General features: G+C 67.1%; 15 protein-coding genes and 1 pseudogene. 11 read left to right on the top strand and 5 right to left on the bottom strand.

What is annotated here, in order from left to right:
- Both BG57_RS28525 and BG57_RS33995 read right to left on the bottom strand, forming a co-directional pair.
- On the bottom strand, positions 1–460 hold a 460-nt coding region (locus tag BG57_RS28525; RefSeq protein WP_035970285.1), incomplete at its 3' end, for an NADPH-dependent FMN reductase.
- Between the two features lie 614 nt (positions 461–1,074).
- A pseudogene (locus BG57_RS33995) lies at positions 1,075–1,220 on the bottom strand (porin); the annotation flags it as partial.
- A gap of 218 nt (positions 1,221–1,438) precedes the next feature.
- Here BG57_RS33995 and BG57_RS33525 point away from each other — a divergent pair.
- Complete coding sequence (locus BG57_RS33525) at positions 1,439–1,609, top strand: hypothetical protein (RefSeq protein WP_174447252.1); 171 nt, start codon at positions 1,439–1,441, stop codon at positions 1,607–1,609.
- Positions 1,610–1,637: 28 nt separating this feature from the next.
- Here BG57_RS33525 and BG57_RS28510 read toward each other — a convergent pair whose 3' ends face one another.
- Together BG57_RS28510 and BG57_RS28505 are read right to left on the bottom strand one after the other, a co-directional pair.
- Entirely contained in the window at positions 1,638–2,477 is an 840-nt protein-coding gene (locus BG57_RS28510; protein ID WP_035970284.1) for a TauD/TfdA dioxygenase family protein, read from the bottom strand.
- Between the two features lie 399 nt (positions 2,478–2,876).
- Complete coding sequence (locus tag BG57_RS28505) at positions 2,877–4,112, bottom strand: acyl-CoA dehydrogenase family protein (protein ID WP_035970274.1); 1,236 nt, start codon at positions 4,110–4,112, stop codon at positions 2,877–2,879.
- Positions 4,113–4,326: 214 nt separating this feature from the next.
- On the opposite strand from BG57_RS28505, the gene BG57_RS28500 reads away from it, so the two are divergent.
- The 3 genes from BG57_RS28500 to BG57_RS28490 are packed head-to-tail and all read left to right on the top strand — an operon-like array spanning position 4,327 to position 7,035.
- Positions 4,327–5,265, top strand: coding sequence for an ABC transporter permease (locus tag BG57_RS28500; RefSeq protein ID WP_035970272.1), 939 nt, complete (start codon positions 4,327–4,329; stop codon positions 5,263–5,265).
- Positions 5,252–6,010: an ABC transporter ATP-binding protein gene (locus BG57_RS28495; RefSeq protein WP_035970270.1), complete on the top strand. Its 759-nt coding sequence runs from the start codon at positions 5,252–5,254 to the stop codon at positions 6,008–6,010. The genes BG57_RS28500 and BG57_RS28495 overlap by 14 nt, the downstream gene beginning before the upstream one ends.
- Before the next feature lie 26 nt (positions 6,011–6,036).
- Positions 6,037–7,035: an ABC transporter substrate-binding protein gene (locus BG57_RS28490; protein ID WP_035970268.1), complete on the top strand. Its 999-nt coding sequence runs from the start codon at positions 6,037–6,039 to the stop codon at positions 7,033–7,035.
- A gap of 27 nt (positions 7,036–7,062) precedes the next feature.
- On the opposite strand, the gene BG57_RS28485 is transcribed toward BG57_RS28490, so the two are convergent.
- Entirely contained in the window at positions 7,063–8,430 is a 1,368-nt protein-coding gene (locus tag BG57_RS28485; RefSeq protein WP_035970267.1) for an LLM class flavin-dependent oxidoreductase, read from the bottom strand.
- A gap of 259 nt (positions 8,431–8,689) precedes the next feature.
- On the opposite strand from BG57_RS28485, the gene BG57_RS28480 reads away from it, so the two are divergent.
- Genes BG57_RS28480 through BG57_RS28450 form a run of 7 tightly spaced genes read left to right on the top strand, consistent with a single transcriptional unit; the run spans position 8,690 to position 16,296 of the window.
- Positions 8,690–9,556 carry an ABC transporter permease gene (locus BG57_RS28480; RefSeq protein ID WP_081851022.1) on the top strand — a complete coding sequence of 289 codons (867 nt, stop codon included), beginning with the start codon at positions 8,690–8,692 and terminating at the stop codon, positions 9,554–9,556.
- Positions 9,553–10,272, top strand: a complete 720-nt coding sequence (locus BG57_RS28475; protein ID WP_035970265.1) for an ABC transporter ATP-binding protein — start codon at positions 9,553–9,555, stop codon at positions 10,270–10,272. The genes BG57_RS28480 and BG57_RS28475 overlap by 4 nt, the downstream gene beginning before the upstream one ends.
- A gap of 30 nt (positions 10,273–10,302) precedes the next feature.
- Complete coding sequence (locus BG57_RS28470; protein ID WP_160174765.1) at positions 10,303–11,307, top strand: ABC transporter substrate-binding protein; 1,005 nt, start codon at positions 10,303–10,305, stop codon at positions 11,305–11,307.
- 18 nt (positions 11,308–11,325) lie between these two features.
- Positions 11,326–12,063 (top strand): SDR family NAD(P)-dependent oxidoreductase, encoded by a 738-nt coding sequence (locus BG57_RS28465; RefSeq protein ID WP_035970262.1) that lies wholly within the window; start codon positions 11,326–11,328, stop codon positions 12,061–12,063.
- A gap of 38 nt (positions 12,064–12,101) precedes the next feature.
- Entirely contained in the window at positions 12,102–13,766 is a 1,665-nt protein-coding gene (locus BG57_RS28460; protein WP_035970261.1) for a rhodanese-like domain-containing protein, read from the top strand.
- Entirely contained in the window at positions 13,763–14,968 is a 1,206-nt protein-coding gene (locus BG57_RS28455) for an LLM class flavin-dependent oxidoreductase (protein ID WP_052006063.1), read from the top strand. The genes BG57_RS28460 and BG57_RS28455 overlap by 4 nt, the downstream gene beginning before the upstream one ends.
- On the top strand, positions 14,965–16,296 hold the full coding sequence (locus BG57_RS28450; RefSeq protein WP_035970260.1) for an LLM class flavin-dependent oxidoreductase: 1,332 nt from the start codon (positions 14,965–14,967) through the stop codon (positions 16,294–16,296). Before BG57_RS28455 ends, BG57_RS28450 begins: the two co-directional genes overlap by 4 nt.

Here is a 16,296-nt window from a genome sequence, read left to right as displayed (position 1 = left end):
CGCCGAACGGCGTCGGCCAGCCGCGCAGCGCATGCACGATCGAGCGCAGCGAGGTCAGCACCGTGCCCGCCGCCTGCCATCCATACGCGGTGACGATGCTGCCGACGGCGCGGCCGTCCAGATAAGGACGCTCGTCGTCGCGCAGCTCTTCGAGCGTGTCGAGCGCGTTCTTGACGACCCCCGAAATGCCGCCGTGATAGCCGGGCGTCGCAATGACGAGAGCATCGGCGGCGCGCACGGCTTCGATCAGCTCGCGTTGGGCAGCGGTGAGTCCGCCTGTTTCGGGCGCGTAGTGCGGCAGGCTGTACGGAAACGCGCCGCCAAAGAGGCGCGTGCGCGCGCCGGCTTCCTGTGCGCCCTTGAGGGCGAAGCCCAGCGCGCGTTCTGTCGATGAAGCGGGGCGCGTGGTGCCGCCGATTCCGACGACGAGCGGCCCGCGCAATGATTCGATTCGAGACAAGATGAAACTCCAGACGGTGCGGGACGCCGTGAGATCAACGGTTCAGCGGCGCTCAAGACGGTCAATCATAGTCAGCCGGCCGGAGAATCGGACCGCATGAGTCGAGCTAAGGATATGCGCACGCACGCGCGTGGCGCCGGTGGACGGCTTATCGTCCGCGGCGATTTGATTAGCACCGGAAATCATATCGCTCGGGCCGCGCGGTTTATGCTGGAGCCCGACTTTACCGATCTCGATACATCCCGACCAATGATTCGCATAACCGTCTCCCATTAAACGTTACCTTGGGAGCCGGTGGGACAGTAGGACCATTACGGATTCGCGCTCGCAGCGCAACCGGGCGGGTCGCAGGGGCGGCCAGCTACTAACACGGGCTCGCGGCTCATCGTACGATCAACGGCCTGCCCACCCGAAGTGCTCCCCGGTGCCCCTGCCCCGGATGGTCGCACCATACGCCAGAATTGCGGCAGGGATGGATGAGGCACCAGGCCGTATCAGGCCGGCTACCAACAGGATGAAATGCGCAGACGTTCCGTCGCGGCGAAGAGGGGCGATGCGTGGCTGGTCATCGATCGCCAACGCAGGCATCGATCCTCAACGCGATAACGACTCGCTCAGAACCTCACCCGCACGCCGCGGAACGCAGCCACTTGCCGGTTCGTCGAGGATGCGGTTCCGGCGTCGGCGATTGCAGCGATCGTCCTGTAGCCGGCGCCGCCTCGTGTGATGCATCGCCGGCGGCGAGCTGATAGACGCCCGTCGATGCCTGGGCCGTGCCCGATCCTCTTACGCAGACGCGGAACTGGCTACGGGCGCGCGCACCATTCTGACCATCGGCGATTTGTTGGTGTAGCAGTACTGCTTCTAAATCTCGACGCGCGACTTCGCGACGCGCTATCCGGCGGCGCTGCGATTGCTCTTCGATCAGCTCGCGCAGCTAACGGGCGAGAATTTCGCGCATCCGAAGGCAATACCGGCGTGCCAATCGATGTCGGGAACAGAACCATCTCGCGTCTGGAGTGGGGCGTGCGCTATCCGGTCACGGACGAAGTGATCCGCGCGCAGCAGGACGCGGCGAACATTGTGTTCGAGAAGAAGGTCATCCCGCGCCGCATCGACGTGCGGCAGGCGGTGCTCCAGATCAAGTGAACGCGTGGCGGCCGCGCGACGGCTTTGTTCATCTGTAAGGCTTGTCTCCATTGATCGTCACGCGATAACCCGACCGCACGTCGGGATAGTAGTCCCACACTGCCAGATGCTGCACGGCGCGGTTGTCCCAGAACGCGACCGAGTGCGACTCCCACTTGAAACGTACCTGGAATTCCGGCGACGCGAAACGCTCGAACAACAGCCGGAGGATGCCTTCGCTTTCGGCGGCGGGCACATCGTCGATATGGGTCGTGAAATTCGAGTTCACGAAGATGCCCTTGCGGCCCGATTCGGGATGCGTGCGCACCACCGGATGCGATGCCTTCGGAAACGTCTTGCCGGTATCGTCGATGCCGCGCAGGCGGTTGCGTTGCCGATAGGTCGGCTCGCCGTCATGCGTCGCAGTCAATCCTTCCAGATACCGCCGCAAGCCCGGCGATAGCGACTCATACACCGCATAAGCGCTCGAAAAGAGCGTGTCGCCGCCATGCGGCGGCAGCGTGTGCAAATGCAGGATGCTGCCCATCGGCGGGGCTTCGTCGCATGAGACGTCCGAATGCCAGCGGTCGCCGGCAATGCGGCGCGTGGCGGCATTGCTATGGATCGGCAGAATTTCCGGATAGCCCTCCGGCCCCGGACTGTTCGGATGCACATGCAGAGTGCCGAAGCGACGGCCGAGCGCGAGATGCTGATCGAGCGTGAGCGGCTGGTCGCGGAAAAAGACCACCTGATGGGCGAGCAGCGCGCGGCGCACGTCGGCCACCTGCTGCTGCGTGAGCGGGCGAGTTAGATCGATCCCGCCGATCAATGCGCCGATGTGACGCGTAAGCGGCTTGACCGTGATGGTTTCGTAGGCGGTATCTAGCATGAACGTTGTCCTCGATCGACGGTAGCGGAACATCTTGACGCGCGCGTGTGGCGATGCAAAGCAACGAAAACACATATCGATTGCTTGCGGATGCTGTAGTCGTTTCCCTCAATGATGCGCTCGCTATTTGCGTCGGAATCCAAAGTATCGTTACGCGATGCGCCTGGCGATGCGAGATCTCCCGTCCCTTCAACGCGAACTTCCCTGCGCAACATCCGCGTGTGCAACCCGGCGGGTTTCGTCGTTCAGCGCACGAGGCGTGCATGGGCGCCGATGTCCCGGCGGACCTCGACGACGCGCTCTACGCATCGAGCGTTTACGGGGGGGCGGGATGTCGAATCGGCGAAATGACCGGCTGAGCACCTGCCTGTCGGGATGAATGAACAGGCGCGCGCAGCCTTAAAAGAATGCCGCCGTGGGCAACGGCGTGCCGTGCAGCGCATGTTCGCCGAGCGCGCGCGCCTTGTAGGACACCGGATTATGCGAGGCGATGGTGCGGATGTTGCGCCAGTGCCGGTCGAGCGCCGCGCTCTGCTTGCCCGCCGATGCGCCGCCAACATCGAATAGGCGCGTCGCCGCATCGAGTGCGAGTTCGTCGATCAGCACCTTCGAGCGCGCGGAGTGCAGCGCCGCTTCGAGAAAGAGCGCGTGATCCGGCGTGCCCGTCAACGCGGAATCGAAGGCGCGACCGAGCACATCGGCGGCGCGCAGCACGCTCGATTCCGCCACATAAGCGGCGGCATCGAGCCGTCCGACGATTTCCTGCAGCAGGGGATCGTCGGCGGGACGGGCCGTCACCGCGTGATAGTAGTTGCGCTCGCGCCGCTTGAGGAGCGCCACTGCGTCGCGCAATACCGCGCGCAGGATTCCCGCGACGATGGTCGTCAGCCAGAGTTGCGAGAACGTGGCTTGCCAGGGGACCTTGAGTTCGTCGTCGTAGTAGAGCACGTCGTCGCGCTCGACGCTCACGTGGTCATACACCGTGGTGCCGCTCGCGGTCAGGCGCTGGCCGATGCCGTCCCAGTCGTCGCGCACATCCACGCCTGGCTGGCGCACCGCGACGCGGGCGGCCACGAAGCGTCCGTCGTCCGTCTTCGCATTGACGACGATGTAGTCCGCATAGAGATTGCCGGTGCTGTAGTACTTGACGCCATCGAGCACGAAGCCGCCGTCGCGGGCTTTGAGCGAGGTCGCGCCATCGCCGTCGCCGATGTTCTGATTGCCAAGTTCGCTCGCGCCGATTCCGTAGAGCGCACCGCTGCGCGCCGATTCGAGCCAGCGCGAGTAGGGCGATTGCGGCATTGCGCGCCGCGCCCGTTCGACGAACGCGAAATGATTGCGCAGGATGTGCGGAATGTTCGAGTCGGCCTGCGCGAGATCGAGCACGAGTTCGAAGAGTTGCGGCAGCGTCGCGCCGCCGCCGCCATCCGCCACCGGCAAGCGATAAAGACCGAGCCGCGCGGCCCGCACGAGGGCAATGGCGCGATGCGGGTCGGATTCTCCGTTGCCGCGCGCCCGGGCATCCTGCGCGATTGCCGCGATCAGTTCGCGCAACGCCGGTGAACCGGGCGTCACTGCTTCGACGCGAGCGCCATCGGCGGCGGTTGGCGAAACTTCCGCTTCGATCGTGGCCATGAGTGTCCGTCCGTTGAGAGAGCCAGCGCACACGTTAGGTCAGCACGCCACATTCGCCAACGAAGCGAATCTGCTAAGCAAAACACACGGCCGATTGCGCCGATGCGGGAATCCAAATGAGCCGGCAGACGCTTAGCATCGTGAAATCGGTTCGTTGGTCGCGAGCGGACGCGACCGTACCATCGGTGGTTCATCTTCTCTTCGACGAACCTTCATGGCCGTTCCTCGCTTTCCATCCGCTGCGCTCGGACTCGACCCGGGCACGCCGCTCGAACGCCCGGACGCGGGCAGCAATGAGCGCCTTGCTGATCAATCTCGCGCCGACGCGGGCCGCGCCCTGATCGATCTTCCGACGCGCGCAGCGACACGCCGCAGCGCGCTGCGGTGGTCCGTGCTGCGTTCCCGATCTCTGCGCATCGGTGTGCCGGTGGCGCTCATCGTGCTGTGGCAGCTTGCGTCCTCGCTGCAACTCGTGGCGCCGGAGACACTCCCGCCGCCGACCGTCATTCTCGCCGCGCTGAGGGAACTGGTCGCGGATGGCGAACTGCAGGGCGCGATCGGCGTATCGCTCGTGCGCGCGGCGACGGGGCTGGCGATCGGCGGCGGCATCGGCCTGATCGCGGGGCTTTTCGCGGGCCTGTGGCGCGTGGGCGAAGAAATGGTCGATGCGCCACTGCAAATGCTGCGCACCATTCCGTTCATCGCGCTGATTCCGCTTTTCATCACGTGGTTCGGCATCGGCGAAGGCGCGAAGATCGCCGTGATCCTCGCGGCCACCATTTTCCCGATGTACCTCAACACCTATGCCGGCGTGCGCGGCGTCGATCCGAAGCTGCTCGAAGCGGCGAGCGTGTTCGGCCTCTCGAGCCGCCAGGTCGCGCTGCGCATCATCCTGCCGACCGCGCTGCCGTCGATCCTCGTCGGCGTGCGCTATGCGTCGGCGGTGGCGCTGCTCGCGCTGGTCGTCGCGGAGCAGATCAACGCGCAGAACGGCATCGGCTACATCCTCGTCAACGCGAACCAGAACCAGCGCGCGGACATCATCATCGCGGGCATTCTGGTCTATGCGGCGCTCGGCATCGTCACCGACCTCATCATGCGCACGCTCGAACACCTCGCTCTTCCGTGGAGGCCGCGCTTTGAACTCGCCTGATCGCGCCCCGCCGCAAACCGCGCTCGAACTCGATTCCGTCAGCCGCGTTTTCGCCGGCCGCGCGGTGCTCAAGGACGTATCGCTTCACATCGGGCGCGGCCAGTTCGTGTCGATGCTCGGCGCGTCGGGCGCGGGCAAGACGACGCTGCTGCGCATTCTCGCCGGACTCGATCAGGCCGACAGCGGCCGCGTGCGCGTAGCCGGTGCGCGCTCGGTGGTCTTTCAGGAACCGCGGCTCGTGCCCGCCAAGCGCGTGTGGGAGAACGTGGTCATCGGTCATCAGCGGCTTCGCGCGGCGCGCTCGCCGGCTCTCGCCGCGCTCGATGAAGTCGGTCTCACCCGTCACGCCGATGGCTGGCCGAAGACGCTGTCGGGCGGCGAGGCGCAGCGCGTCGCGCTGGCTCGCGCGCTGGTCCGCGAACCGAAGCTGCTGTTGCTCGACGAACCGTTCGCCGCGCTCGACGCGCTCACGCGCATCCGCATGTACGAGCTGGTCGCGAAGCTGTGGCGGGCGCACACGCCGGCGGTCGTTCTCGTCACGCATGACATCGACGAAGCGATCCTTCTGTCGGACCGCATCGTCGTGCTGTCGCAGGGCGAGATCAGCGCGGATGTGGTCGTCGATTTCCCGCGGCCGCGCTCGCGCAGCGACGAAGCCGCGATCGCGCTCAGAACACGCCTGCTCGCGGAACTCGGCGTCACGCAGACCGATGCATCGCAAGCCGCCGCCGCCCAATCCGCATGACCCGATCAACCTCACATCGAACGACAATGCCCCTCGCAAAACGCCTCACCGCTCTCATCGTTGCAAGCCTGTTCGCGAGTTCTCCGGCGGCCTTCGCCGACGAGCCGGTCACGATCAACATCGGCACGCAGGATGCCGCGTGGCCGCTCATCGTCGAGCAGTCGCGAGTGCTCGAAGGCACGCCGTACAAAGTCAAGTGGGCCGTGCTCACCGGACCCGCCGCGCAGCTCTCGGCGCTTTACTCGAAAAGCCTCGATGTCGGGCTGATGGGCGATACGTCGCTCATCATCGAGCAGGGCAACGCGCGAACGCCGTGGACCGCGGACACCGCGCCGCTGCAGATCATCGCGGGCTGGCGCAATCCGGACAGCAGCTACCCGCCGATCGTCACGGTGGTGCGCAAGAACGCGGACGTCAAGACGCTCGCCGACCTGCGCGGCAAGACCTGGGGCTATAACTTCGGCGGCTTCAACTACCTGCAGTACGTGCTCTCTTACGTGAAGGCTGATCTCAAGCCGAAGGACTTCCAGGGCGTGAAGTTCGGCGACGGAAACGTGTCGGCGTCGGCGTTCAACGCGGGGCAGGTCGCCGTGTATTCGGGCGGCTACGGACCGGTGAAGGAAGCGGTGGACAAGGGCGATGCCCGCGTCATCATCCGAAGCGACGAGCTCGACATTCCCGCGCTCTCGGTGTTCGCCGCGCGCACCGAAGTGCTGCGCGATCCCGCAAAGAGCCAGGCCATCGGCGACTTTCTCGGGCGGCTGAAGAACTCGTGGACGTGGTGGGCGCAGAACGTTCCGGCCGTCGAAAAAATCTACCTCGAGAAGATGAAGCAGAGTCCGGCGCGCGCCAAGTTCTCCGCCGAGAACGGACGTTCGGTGTTCTATCCGCTCGACAAGACGCTGGTCGCGCGCGAGCAAAAGATCGCGGACACGCTCTACAAGTCGGGCGACATCAAGAACAACATCAAGGTCGATGTCGAGTTCAATCCCGTGTTTGATGCGCAGGCGGTGGCGGCGCGCTGAACACGGTTCGGCCCGGCGCTCGCCGGGTCAGGGCGTCCGGTAGCGCGCGCCCGGATGCGTGCCGGCGAGATGCGGACCGCGCCCGGCGAATAGCTTCTCGCGCAGCGTGCCGTCCGCATACGACGTGCGGTAGCGTCCCCGGTTCTGCAATTCCGGCACGACCAGATCGACGAACGCCTCGAGGCTTTCCGGCATCACGAGCCGGCGCAGATTGAAGCCGTCCACCCCGGTTTCGTCGATCCATGCGATGAGCTGATCGGCGACTTCGCGCGGATCGCCGACGATGAACGGTCCTCGCCCGCCGATCTGATCGAAGCGCGTCATGTCGCGCGGCGTGATCGGCCGGCCGGCGCGCCTCGTCAGGTTCTCGACGGTCGATTGCAGCGCGTTGCTCGGCACATAGCGGATCGGCTCGTCGAGGCCGAGCGCCGCCATGTCGATGCCGGTCCAGCCGGAAATCAGAGCGAGCTGGCCGACGGTATCGACGTACTGCGCATACTCGGCATGCAGTTCGCGCGCCTCCTTCGAAGTGCGCGCGACGACCACCGTCGCGCCGAGGTACAGCAGGATGTCGTCGGACGCACGGCCCGCATCGACGGCGTGCTGACGGATATCGCGCGCGGCGGCAGCGACGATCGCGGGCGTCTGACCTTCGAGGAACACGCATTCGGCGTGCTTGCCCGCGAAGGCCTTGCCTCGCCCCGATGCGCCCGCCTGATACAGCACCGGCGTGCGCTGCGGCGAAGGATCGGCGAGATTGAAGCCGTCGACACGGTAGAACGGGCCGTCGTGCGTGATGCGTCGAATGCGCGACGGGTCGGTATAAGGCTGGCCGATGCGCCGGTCGCGCACGACCGCGCCTTCCGCCCAACTGCCTTCCCACAGCTTGTAGGCGGCGGCGAGAAAGTCCTCGCCCGCCGCGTAGCGTTCGTCGTGTTCGCGCGCCCGGTCGAGCCCCATGCCGCGCGCCGCGCTCTCCAGATATCCCGTGACGATGTTCCATCCCGTGCGCCCGCCGGTCAGATGATCGAGCGTCGAAAAGCGCCGCGCGAACGCGTACGGATGCTCGTACGTGAGATTCACCGTCACGCCGAAGCCGAGATGCTTTGTGACCAGGGCCATTGCCGGCACGGTCAGCATCGGATCGTGAGAGGGCGACTGGGCCGCGGAAAGAAGCGTGGCGTCGGCGTTGCCGCCGTAGGTATCGTAGATGCCGAAGACATCGGCGAGAAACACGCCGTCGAAGAGACCGCGTTCGGCAGTCGTGGCGAGACCGGTCCAGTAGCCGAGCGTCGCATGCTCGACCGAGCGATCGCGCGGATGCCGCCAGAAGCCGGCCCAAGAATGCGCGGGCGCGTTCATGTGAAACGCGTTGAAGTGGATGTGCTGATTCATGGGCGATGGGCGCGGTCTCGATGTGGGGCGGATGCCGGCCAGACAGATTAGAAGACGTGCGAGCGCATCCCAACGAATTTCCCGGGATAAGCAATCCAGACGTTTCGCCGGAAGAGCGCTGTGCGGAGCGCGTGACGATGCATCCCGCGCATGTAGCTATGCAAAGCAACGGCCGGTGCGAAAGCATCGCTGAAATGATCGGTTTGGGATGCCCGCCTGCACGCCGAAGATAGCGCTTCCTCTCCCGCATGACCTGCCCATGTCAGCCCATCCCGTCATCGACGCTTCGCCTGTGCGTCAAGGCCGCGCAAGCTTGCGCGTATTCGCGCCGCGCCGCGCCGGCCGCCGGCCCGCCGTCTCGCGCAAGGAACTGACGCGCCTGATCTTTCCCGCGCTCGCGCTCGTCGCATGGCAGGCAGCCTCGTCGGCCGGATGGATCGATCCGCGCGTGCTCGAAGCGCCGCTCGATGTCGCCGCCGCGCTCGTCGATCTCACGCGCAGCGGCGTGTTGCTGGACAGCCTCCTCGCGTCGCTGCAACGCGCGGTCATCGGCTTCGTGATCGGCGGCGGCATCGGGCTGCTGCTCGGGCTGATCGCGGGGCTGTCGCGCGCGGGCGAGCGCACCTACGACGCGCTCCTGCAAATGCTGCGCATGGTGCCGTTTCTCGCGCTGATCCCGCTGTTCGTGATCTGGTTCGGCGTCGACGAGAAGCCGAAGATTCTGTTGATCGCCGTGGCGTGCATCTTTCCGGTGTATCTCAACACGTTCTCGGGCGTGCGCAACGTCGACGCGAAGCTCGTCGAGGCCGCGCAGGTTTTCGGCATGTCGCGCACGGCCATCGCGATGCGCATCGTGCTGCCGCTCGCGATGCCGTCGATTCTCGTCGGCGTCCGCTATGCGATGGGCACTGCGCTGCTCGCGCTCGTCGCGGCCGAGCAGGTCAACGCGACATCGGGCATCGGCTATCTCGCGCTGAATCCGCGCGCGGCGCTGCGCACCGACATCATTCTCGGCGTGGTGCTCGTGTACTCGCTACTCGGCCTCACGATCGACGCGCTGCTGCGCGCCGCCGAACGTCTTGCGTTGCCCTGGCATCGCACGTTGAACACGGAGCGCAGCCGATGAGCGACGACCTCGCCGTTTCCATTCGCCAGGGCACGAAGCGTTTCGGCGATCGCGTGATCTTCGGGAACCTCGATCTGCAAATCCGCCGCCGGGAGTTCGTCGCGCTGCTCGGCGCGTCCGGTTCCGGCAAGACGACGCTGCTGCGCACCTTGCTCGATCTCGATTCGCTCGACAGCGGCGACGGTTTCGTCGCGACGCCGCGCGCCGCCGTGTTTCAGGAGCCGCGTCTCATTCCTTCCCAGCGCGTGTGGCAGAACGTGCTGATGGGCGTGCCGAGAACCGCTCGCGCGCGTGAACTCGCGCTGGCGACGCTGGCCGAAGTCGGCCTCCCGCGTCATGCCGATGCGTGGCCGCAGACGCTGTCGGGCGGCGAGGCGCAGCGCGTGGCGCTCGCCCGCGCGCTGATCCGCGATCCGTCGCTGCTGCTGCTCGACGAACCCTTCGCCGCGCTCGATGCGCTCACGCGTCTGCGCATGCAGGACCTCGTGCGTCAGCTCGTCGCGCGGCATGGTCCCGGCGTGCTGCTCGTCACGCATGACGTGGACGAAGCGTTGCGGCTCGCCGACCGCATCGTCGTGCTGCGTGAAGGACGCCTGACGCTCGATGTATCCGTGAGCGGCGCCGCCGGTCATCGCGAAGCGGCGCACGCCGAAGGCGGCGCACTGCGAGCGCGTCTCTATGCCGAACTCGGCGTGCCGCACGCCGTCGCCGCTTGATTTCCACTCATCTACTCGCCCGCCATGTCCATGATGCGTCTTCGTTTCGCCGCCGCCTTGCTCGTCGCCACGCTCTTCGTTTCGCAGGCTTCGCATGCGGCGGAGACCGTGCTGCGCGTCGGCATCTTCCAGGATGTCACGCGCGAGGCCATCGAGGCCACCGATTTCCTGAAGGGCACGCCATACCGGATCGAATGGGCCCGTCTCAACGGCGCGGGGCCGACGGTGCAGGCGCTCGGCGGCAACGCCATCGACATTAGCTGGGGCCTGAGCGACACGGCTGCGCCCAAGGCGTCGTCGGAAGATCGCCGCAACTGGAGCGCGGGCAATGCGCCGATCAAGCTGATCGGGCTGCTCGCGCCGGTCGACAGCACGCGCTATTCGCCGAGTCTCGTGATCGCGAGCAAGGCGTCGGGCGTGACGAAGCTCGCGGACTTGCGCGGCAAGACCTACGCGTTCAACGAAGGCGGCAATGCGAACGCGGTCGGCCTGCTCGCGCTCGACAAGGCGGGTCTGAGCCTGAAGGACGTGAAGCTGCGCCTGCTCACCTACGATGCAACCGCGCCCGCTGTCGTCGCAGGCGCGGTCGATGCGGCCCCCGCCACGCGTTCGCGCGTCGCCGATGCGCTTGCGACCGGCGCCGTGCGCGAACTGGCAACCGAGAACGAAGTGGGCTTTCCGGGCTTCGTGTCGGTGACGGCGCGCACGGCGGCGCTAAAGGATCCTCAACTGGATGCCGCCATCGGCGACTTCATGACCCGTCTCGCGCGCTATCTCAACTGGGCCGCCACGCACGACGCCGAGACAGCCGCCGCCTACGTCAAAACGCAGCAACTCACGCAGGAGCAGGCGCTTTTTGCCGCGAAGAGCGGGGCGTACCGGCTCGTGCCCGTCAACGCCGATGGCGCGCCCTTCAAGGCCGAAGTCGCGGCCACGCGCAAGCTCGGCGAGATCGGCTTTTATCCGCGCCCGGTGGACTTTTCCACCGTCGTCGATGACCGGTACACCGCGCGGATCGAAGCGGGCAATCGCTGACAAGCCACGGAGCAAATCATGAGCGCAGGATTGGACAATCGAGTGTTCTGGGTAACGGGCGCGTTCGGCGCGCTGGGCGCCGCCACGGCGACACGGCTCGCGGATGCGGGGGCGCGCGTCGTCGCCTCGTCGCGCCATATCGATGACGCGCGTTTCGCCGATTGGCCGCTCGTCACGCCGATCGCCGTCGATGTCGCCGACGAACGCAGCGTGCGCTCGGCTTTCGCGCTGATCGAATCGCGCTTCGGGCGGCTCGACGGCCTCGTGACGAGCACGAACGTCGCCGCGTTCGGCGACTTCCTCGAACTCACGGACGAGGACTGGCAGCGCGTGATCGACGCCAAGCTGCTCGGTACCGTGCGGCCGATCCGCGCCGTGCTGCCCCGCCTGATCGCGCAACGACGCGGCGCGGTCGTCGTGATATCGGGGCGCGGCGGCATTGCGCCGCCACCGAACCATTTTCCGGGCGCGAGCGTGAATGCCGCGCTCGACCTGCTCGTGCAGGGCCTCGGCCGCCAGTACGGGCCGCAGGGCGTGCGCTTCAATGCGGTCGCGCCGGGGCCGATTCGCTCGCCGCGTTTCGCCGCGATGGCCGCCGCTCAGGACGACGCCGAGCCAACGCGCCTTACCGCGCTCGACGGTCCCGGCACGCCGGACGACGTCGCGGCGGCGGTGGCCTATCTGCTGTCGGATGACGCCCGTTTCGTCACCGGCACGCGGCTCTATGTGGACGGCGGCGGACCGCCCTACGCGTGAGCCGTCTCTTTCATTCCAAATTCGAGGATCGCTCGCCCATGTCCCGCTTCGTGTCTCCCGCGCAGTTGCGCACGCTGATTGCCCAACGCACCGAACTCGCCGTGCTCGATGTGCGCGAGGAGGGCGTCTCGGCGCGCCGCCGCCTGTTCTACTCGTCGGTCGCGCCGGTCGGACGGCTGGGCTTGCTGATCGAGCGGCTCGTGCCCCGTCGCGGTACGCCCGTCGTGCTCGTCGATACCCACGGCGAGCACACGCCGCGCGCCGCCGCGCTGCTCGCGCGTTGGGGATACACGGATGTCTCGATCCTCGCGGGCGGTATCGACGGATGGGCCGAAGCCGGCTTCGAAGTGTTCAGCGGCACCAACGTGCCGGGCAAGGCGTTCGGCGAACTGATCGAGCACCGGCTGCACACGCCAAACATCGACGCCGAGACGCTGAAGGCGCGTCAGGATGCGGGCGACGATCTCGTCGTGCTCGACTCGCGGCCCTTCGGCGAATATCACACGATGAGCATTCCGGGCGGCGTCGATTGCGCGGGCGCGGAACTGGTGTATCGCGCGCTCGCGGCGGCGCCGTCGCCGGACACGCTGATCGTCGTGAATTGCGCAGGCCGCACGCGCAGCATTCTCGGCGCGCAGTCGCTGATCAATGCGGGCGTGCCGAATCCGGTCGCCGCGCTGACGGGCGGTTCGATGTCCTGGCTGCTCGCGGGCCTCGAACTGGACCACGGCGAATTGCGCACCGCGCCGCGTCCCGATGCCGCCGCACTAGCCGCCGCGCGCGAACTTGCGGCGGCGGCGGCGCGCAAGGCGGACGTACCCGTGATCGACGGCCAGACGCTCGCGGCGCTCGAGCGCGAAAGCGGCGAGCGCACGCTGTACCGGTTCGACGTGCGCGATCCGCTGGAATACGAGGCGGGGCATCCGGCGGGCTGGCGTTCGGCGCCGGGCGGCCAGCTCGTGCAGGCGACCGACGAATACATCGGCACGCTGCATGCCCGCGTCGTGCTGCGTGACGACGACGGCGTGCGGGCGCGCATGACGGCGTCGTGGCTCAGGCAACTCGGCTATCTGGATGTCCGCGTGCTCGACGATGCCGCGAGCGCCGCGCTCGTGCAGGACGCCTACGATGCCGGTCCCGAGCCGCTGCGCGTGCGGCCGCATGGCGCGCGCGCGGAATGGATCGAAGCCGACCGGCTCGCGAGCGCGCTCGAAGCAGGGCAGGCGGAGGTCGTCGATATCGACAGCAGTCTTGCATTCCGGCGCGCGCATATCGCAGGCGCGCGCTTCATCGCGGCAAGCGAGCTGCACGCAAAGCTCGCGGACCTCGCGCCGGACCGGCAACTCGTGCTCGCCTCCGCCGACGGCGTGCTCGCGGCGCTCGTCGCAGCCGAACTGTCCGGGCAACGCGCGCAAGTCGCGGCGCTCGCGGGCGGCACGAATCGCTGGATCGAGCTAGGGCTGCCGCGCGATAGCGGCGACGCCGGCAACCTCACCGGCGACGACGACGCGTGGTACAGCCCCTACCACGCGCGCGCCGAACGCGTGGCCGAGCAGATGAACGCCTATCTCGCGTGGGAATTGCAACTCGTCGAACAGGTGGAGCGCGACGGAATCGCGTCGATCGACGTCATCGATTTCGGGACGGCGACCGCGAAGCGCAGCCGCGCGCATCTCGAGAGCCTCGCGGAGCGCGCAGCATGAGCGCGATCGCTCCTGCGTTCGACGGCGCGACGAGTCCCGCCGACATTCCCGGCAGCCCGCTTTCGGCCGCCTTCGCGCAGCCGCTGATGCTCGGCCTCTTCCTGCCGATACAGAACGGCGGCTGGTCGATCTCGACGCTGCCGCGCGGGACCGACTGGCGCTTCGACTACAACGCCCGCCTCACGACGCAGGCGGAGGCGCTCGGCTTCGACCTCGTGTTCGGCCTCGCGCAATGGCTCGGCAAGAACGGCCACGGCGGCGCGCTCAAGTATCGGGAGCAATCGCTCGATGCGTTCATCGCGACGAGCGCGCTCGCCGCCATCACCGAGCGCATCCTGCTCGTCTCGACGGTGCATGTGCTCTATGGGCCGTGGCATCCGCTGCATTTGGCGAAGTTCGGCGCAACGCTCGACCACATTTCGAACGGACGCTGGGGCATCAATCTTGTGACCGGACACGTTGCGAGCGAATGGGCGATGTTCGGCCAGCCGATGATCGAACACGACGAACGCTATGCGCGCGCCGCGGAGTTCGTCGGCGTGCTGGACACGCTGTGGCGCAGCGACGCGAACCTCGATATCCGCACGCCGCGCTGGCGGCTCGACAACGCGTTCGTCAGTCCGCGTCCGCGCTTTCATCGTCCGGTGCTGGTGAATGCGACGGGCTCCGACGCAGGCATCGACTACGCGGTGCGGCATTCCGACCTCGTCTTCGTCACGAGCCCGGCCGGCGCGGATTTCGCCGATGCGATCGGCGCGCTTCCGGCGCACACCGCGAAGATTCGCGAGGGCGCGGCGCGCGTTCGGCGGCGCGTGCGCACGCTCATCAACCCGACCATCGTGTGCCGGCCGACCGAACGCGAGGCGCGCGCCTATCACGACGCGATCGTCGCGCACGCCGACGAAGGCGCCCTCGACGGTTTCGTCGGCATGCACGGACGCAGCGATGCAAAAGCGTGGGCGAAACACAAGCGCGAGCAGCGCATCCTCGGCGGCAACCTGCATCTGATCGGCTCGCCGGAACAGATCGTCGATCAGCTGATCGCGCTCAAGCGCGCCGGATGCGACGGCGTGCAACTCACCTTCTTCGACTTCGAACCGGACCTGCGCTATTTCGGCGAAGCGGTCCTGCCGCTGCTCGCCGAAGCCGGCTTGCGCGTGCCCGCCGCGCCGGTTCAACCTTCCTTGCAGGCAAGCTCATGACCCAGCCGCGTCAACTCCATCTGAACACGAACATCACGGCGCTCGGCCGTCATCCGGCGGGATGGCGCACGCTCGACAATCCGCGCTCGATCATCGACCTGAAGTTCTTCAGGGAGATCGCCGCGATCGCCGAGCGCGGCAAGCTCGACGCGGTGTTCCTCTCCGACCTGCTCGCGCTGCGCAATCATGCCGAAGGGCCGTCGCAGGCGCTGGAGCCGACGGTGCTGCTCACCGCGCTCGCGGGCGCGACGACGCATGTCGGGCTGATCGGCACGGCATCGACGACCTTCAACGATCCGTTCAACCTCGCGCGCCGCTTCGCCTCGGTCGATCACCTGAGCGGCGGACGTGTCGCGTTCAATGCGGTGACGACCTACGACGCATCGGCGGCCGCGAATTTCAGCCACGATGTGCCGCTCTCGACGGACGAGCGATACGCGCGCGCCCAGGAATTCGTGGAGGTCGTGACGAAGCTCTGGGACAGCTGGGAGGACGACGCGTTCATCGCCGACCAGGCGACCGGACGATATGCCGACCCGTCGCGCGTGCATGCGATCGACCATCGCGGCACGTACTTCTCGGTGCGCGGGCCGCTTACCGTGCCGCGCAGCCCGCAGGGCCGCCCGGTGCTCGTGCAGGCGGGATCGTCCGAAGGCGGGCGCGCGCTCGCTGCCCGTTTCGCCGATGCCGTCTTCACCGCGCAGACCACGCTGCCGACGGCGCAGGCTTTCTACGCGGAGATGAAGGAGCGCGTGCGGCGGCACGGCCGCAATCCCGATCACTTTCTGCTGCTGCCGGGGCTGTACCCGGTCATTGGCGGCACCGAAGCGGAAGCGCGCCGGCGCAAGGCGGAACTCGACGCGCTCCTCGATACCGATCGCGAAGTCGGGCGGCTCGCCGGTGCGCTCGGCCTCGCGCCGGACGACCTTCGCATCGATGCGCCGCTGCCTTATGAACTCATCGCGAAGACGGCGCGCTCGGATATTTCGCACGGTTTCGTCGATTCGACCGTGGCGCTCGCGAAGAGCGAGAACCTCACGGTGCGCGACCTGCTGGACCGCAATCCGGGCGCGCACCGGATCATCGTCGGCACGCCTGAGCAAATTGCCGACGACATCGCGCAATGGTTCCACGAGCGCGGCGCGGACGGCTTCAATCTGAACGCGGACGTGTTTCCCTCGGGCCTCGCGGCGTTCGTCGATCATGTCGTGCCGATCCTCCAACGCAAAGGCATCTTCCGGCGCGACTACGAAAGCGCGACGCTGCGCGGCCATTTCGGGCTGCCGCGTCCGGAGAGCCAATACGCGCGCCACGCGCACGCAGCCTGA

The organism is Caballeronia grimmiae (genome assembly GCF_000698555.1).
GTDB classification, from domain to species: domain Bacteria; phylum Pseudomonadota; class Gammaproteobacteria; order Burkholderiales; family Burkholderiaceae; genus Caballeronia; species Caballeronia grimmiae.
Note: the sequence above shows the minus strand (reverse complement) of the source record. Positions and strands in the feature narration are given on the sequence as shown.

Excerpts from the sequence above, each read along its gene's own strand:
- BG57_RS28500 (WP_035970272.1), top strand. The coding sequence starts at position 4,327 with ATGGCCGTTCCTCGCTTTCCATCCGCTGCGCTCGGACTCGACCCGGGC.
- BG57_RS28470 (WP_160174765.1), top strand. The coding sequence starts at position 10,303 with ATGATGCGTCTTCGTTTCGCCGCCGCCTTGCTCGTCGCCACGCTCTTC.
- BG57_RS28460 (WP_035970261.1), top strand. The coding sequence starts at position 12,102 with ATGTCCCGCTTCGTGTCTCCCGCGCAGTTGCGCACGCTGATTGCCCAA.
- BG57_RS28475 (WP_035970265.1), top strand. The coding sequence starts at position 9,553 with ATGAGCGACGACCTCGCCGTTTCCATTCGCCAGGGCACGAAGCGTTTC.
- BG57_RS28490 (WP_035970268.1), top strand. The coding sequence starts at position 6,037 with ATGCCCCTCGCAAAACGCCTCACCGCTCTCATCGTTGCAAGCCTGTTC.
- BG57_RS28485 (WP_035970267.1), bottom strand. The coding sequence starts at position 8,430 with ATGAATCAGCACATCCACTTCAACGCGTTTCACATGAACGCGCCCGCG.
- BG57_RS28510 (WP_035970284.1), bottom strand. The coding sequence starts at position 2,477 with ATGCTAGATACCGCCTACGAAACCATCACGGTCAAGCCGCTTACGCGT.
- BG57_RS28480 (WP_081851022.1), top strand. The coding sequence starts at position 8,690 with ATGTCAGCCCATCCCGTCATCGACGCTTCGCCTGTGCGTCAAGGCCGC.
- BG57_RS28505 (WP_035970274.1), bottom strand. The coding sequence starts at position 4,112 with ATGGCCACGATCGAAGCGGAAGTTTCGCCAACCGCCGCCGATGGCGCT.
- BG57_RS28455 (WP_052006063.1), top strand. The coding sequence starts at position 13,763 with ATGAGCGCGATCGCTCCTGCGTTCGACGGCGCGACGAGTCCCGCCGAC.
- BG57_RS28465 (WP_035970262.1), top strand. The coding sequence starts at position 11,326 with ATGAGCGCAGGATTGGACAATCGAGTGTTCTGGGTAACGGGCGCGTTC.
- BG57_RS28450 (WP_035970260.1), top strand. The coding sequence starts at position 14,965 with ATGACCCAGCCGCGTCAACTCCATCTGAACACGAACATCACGGCGCTC.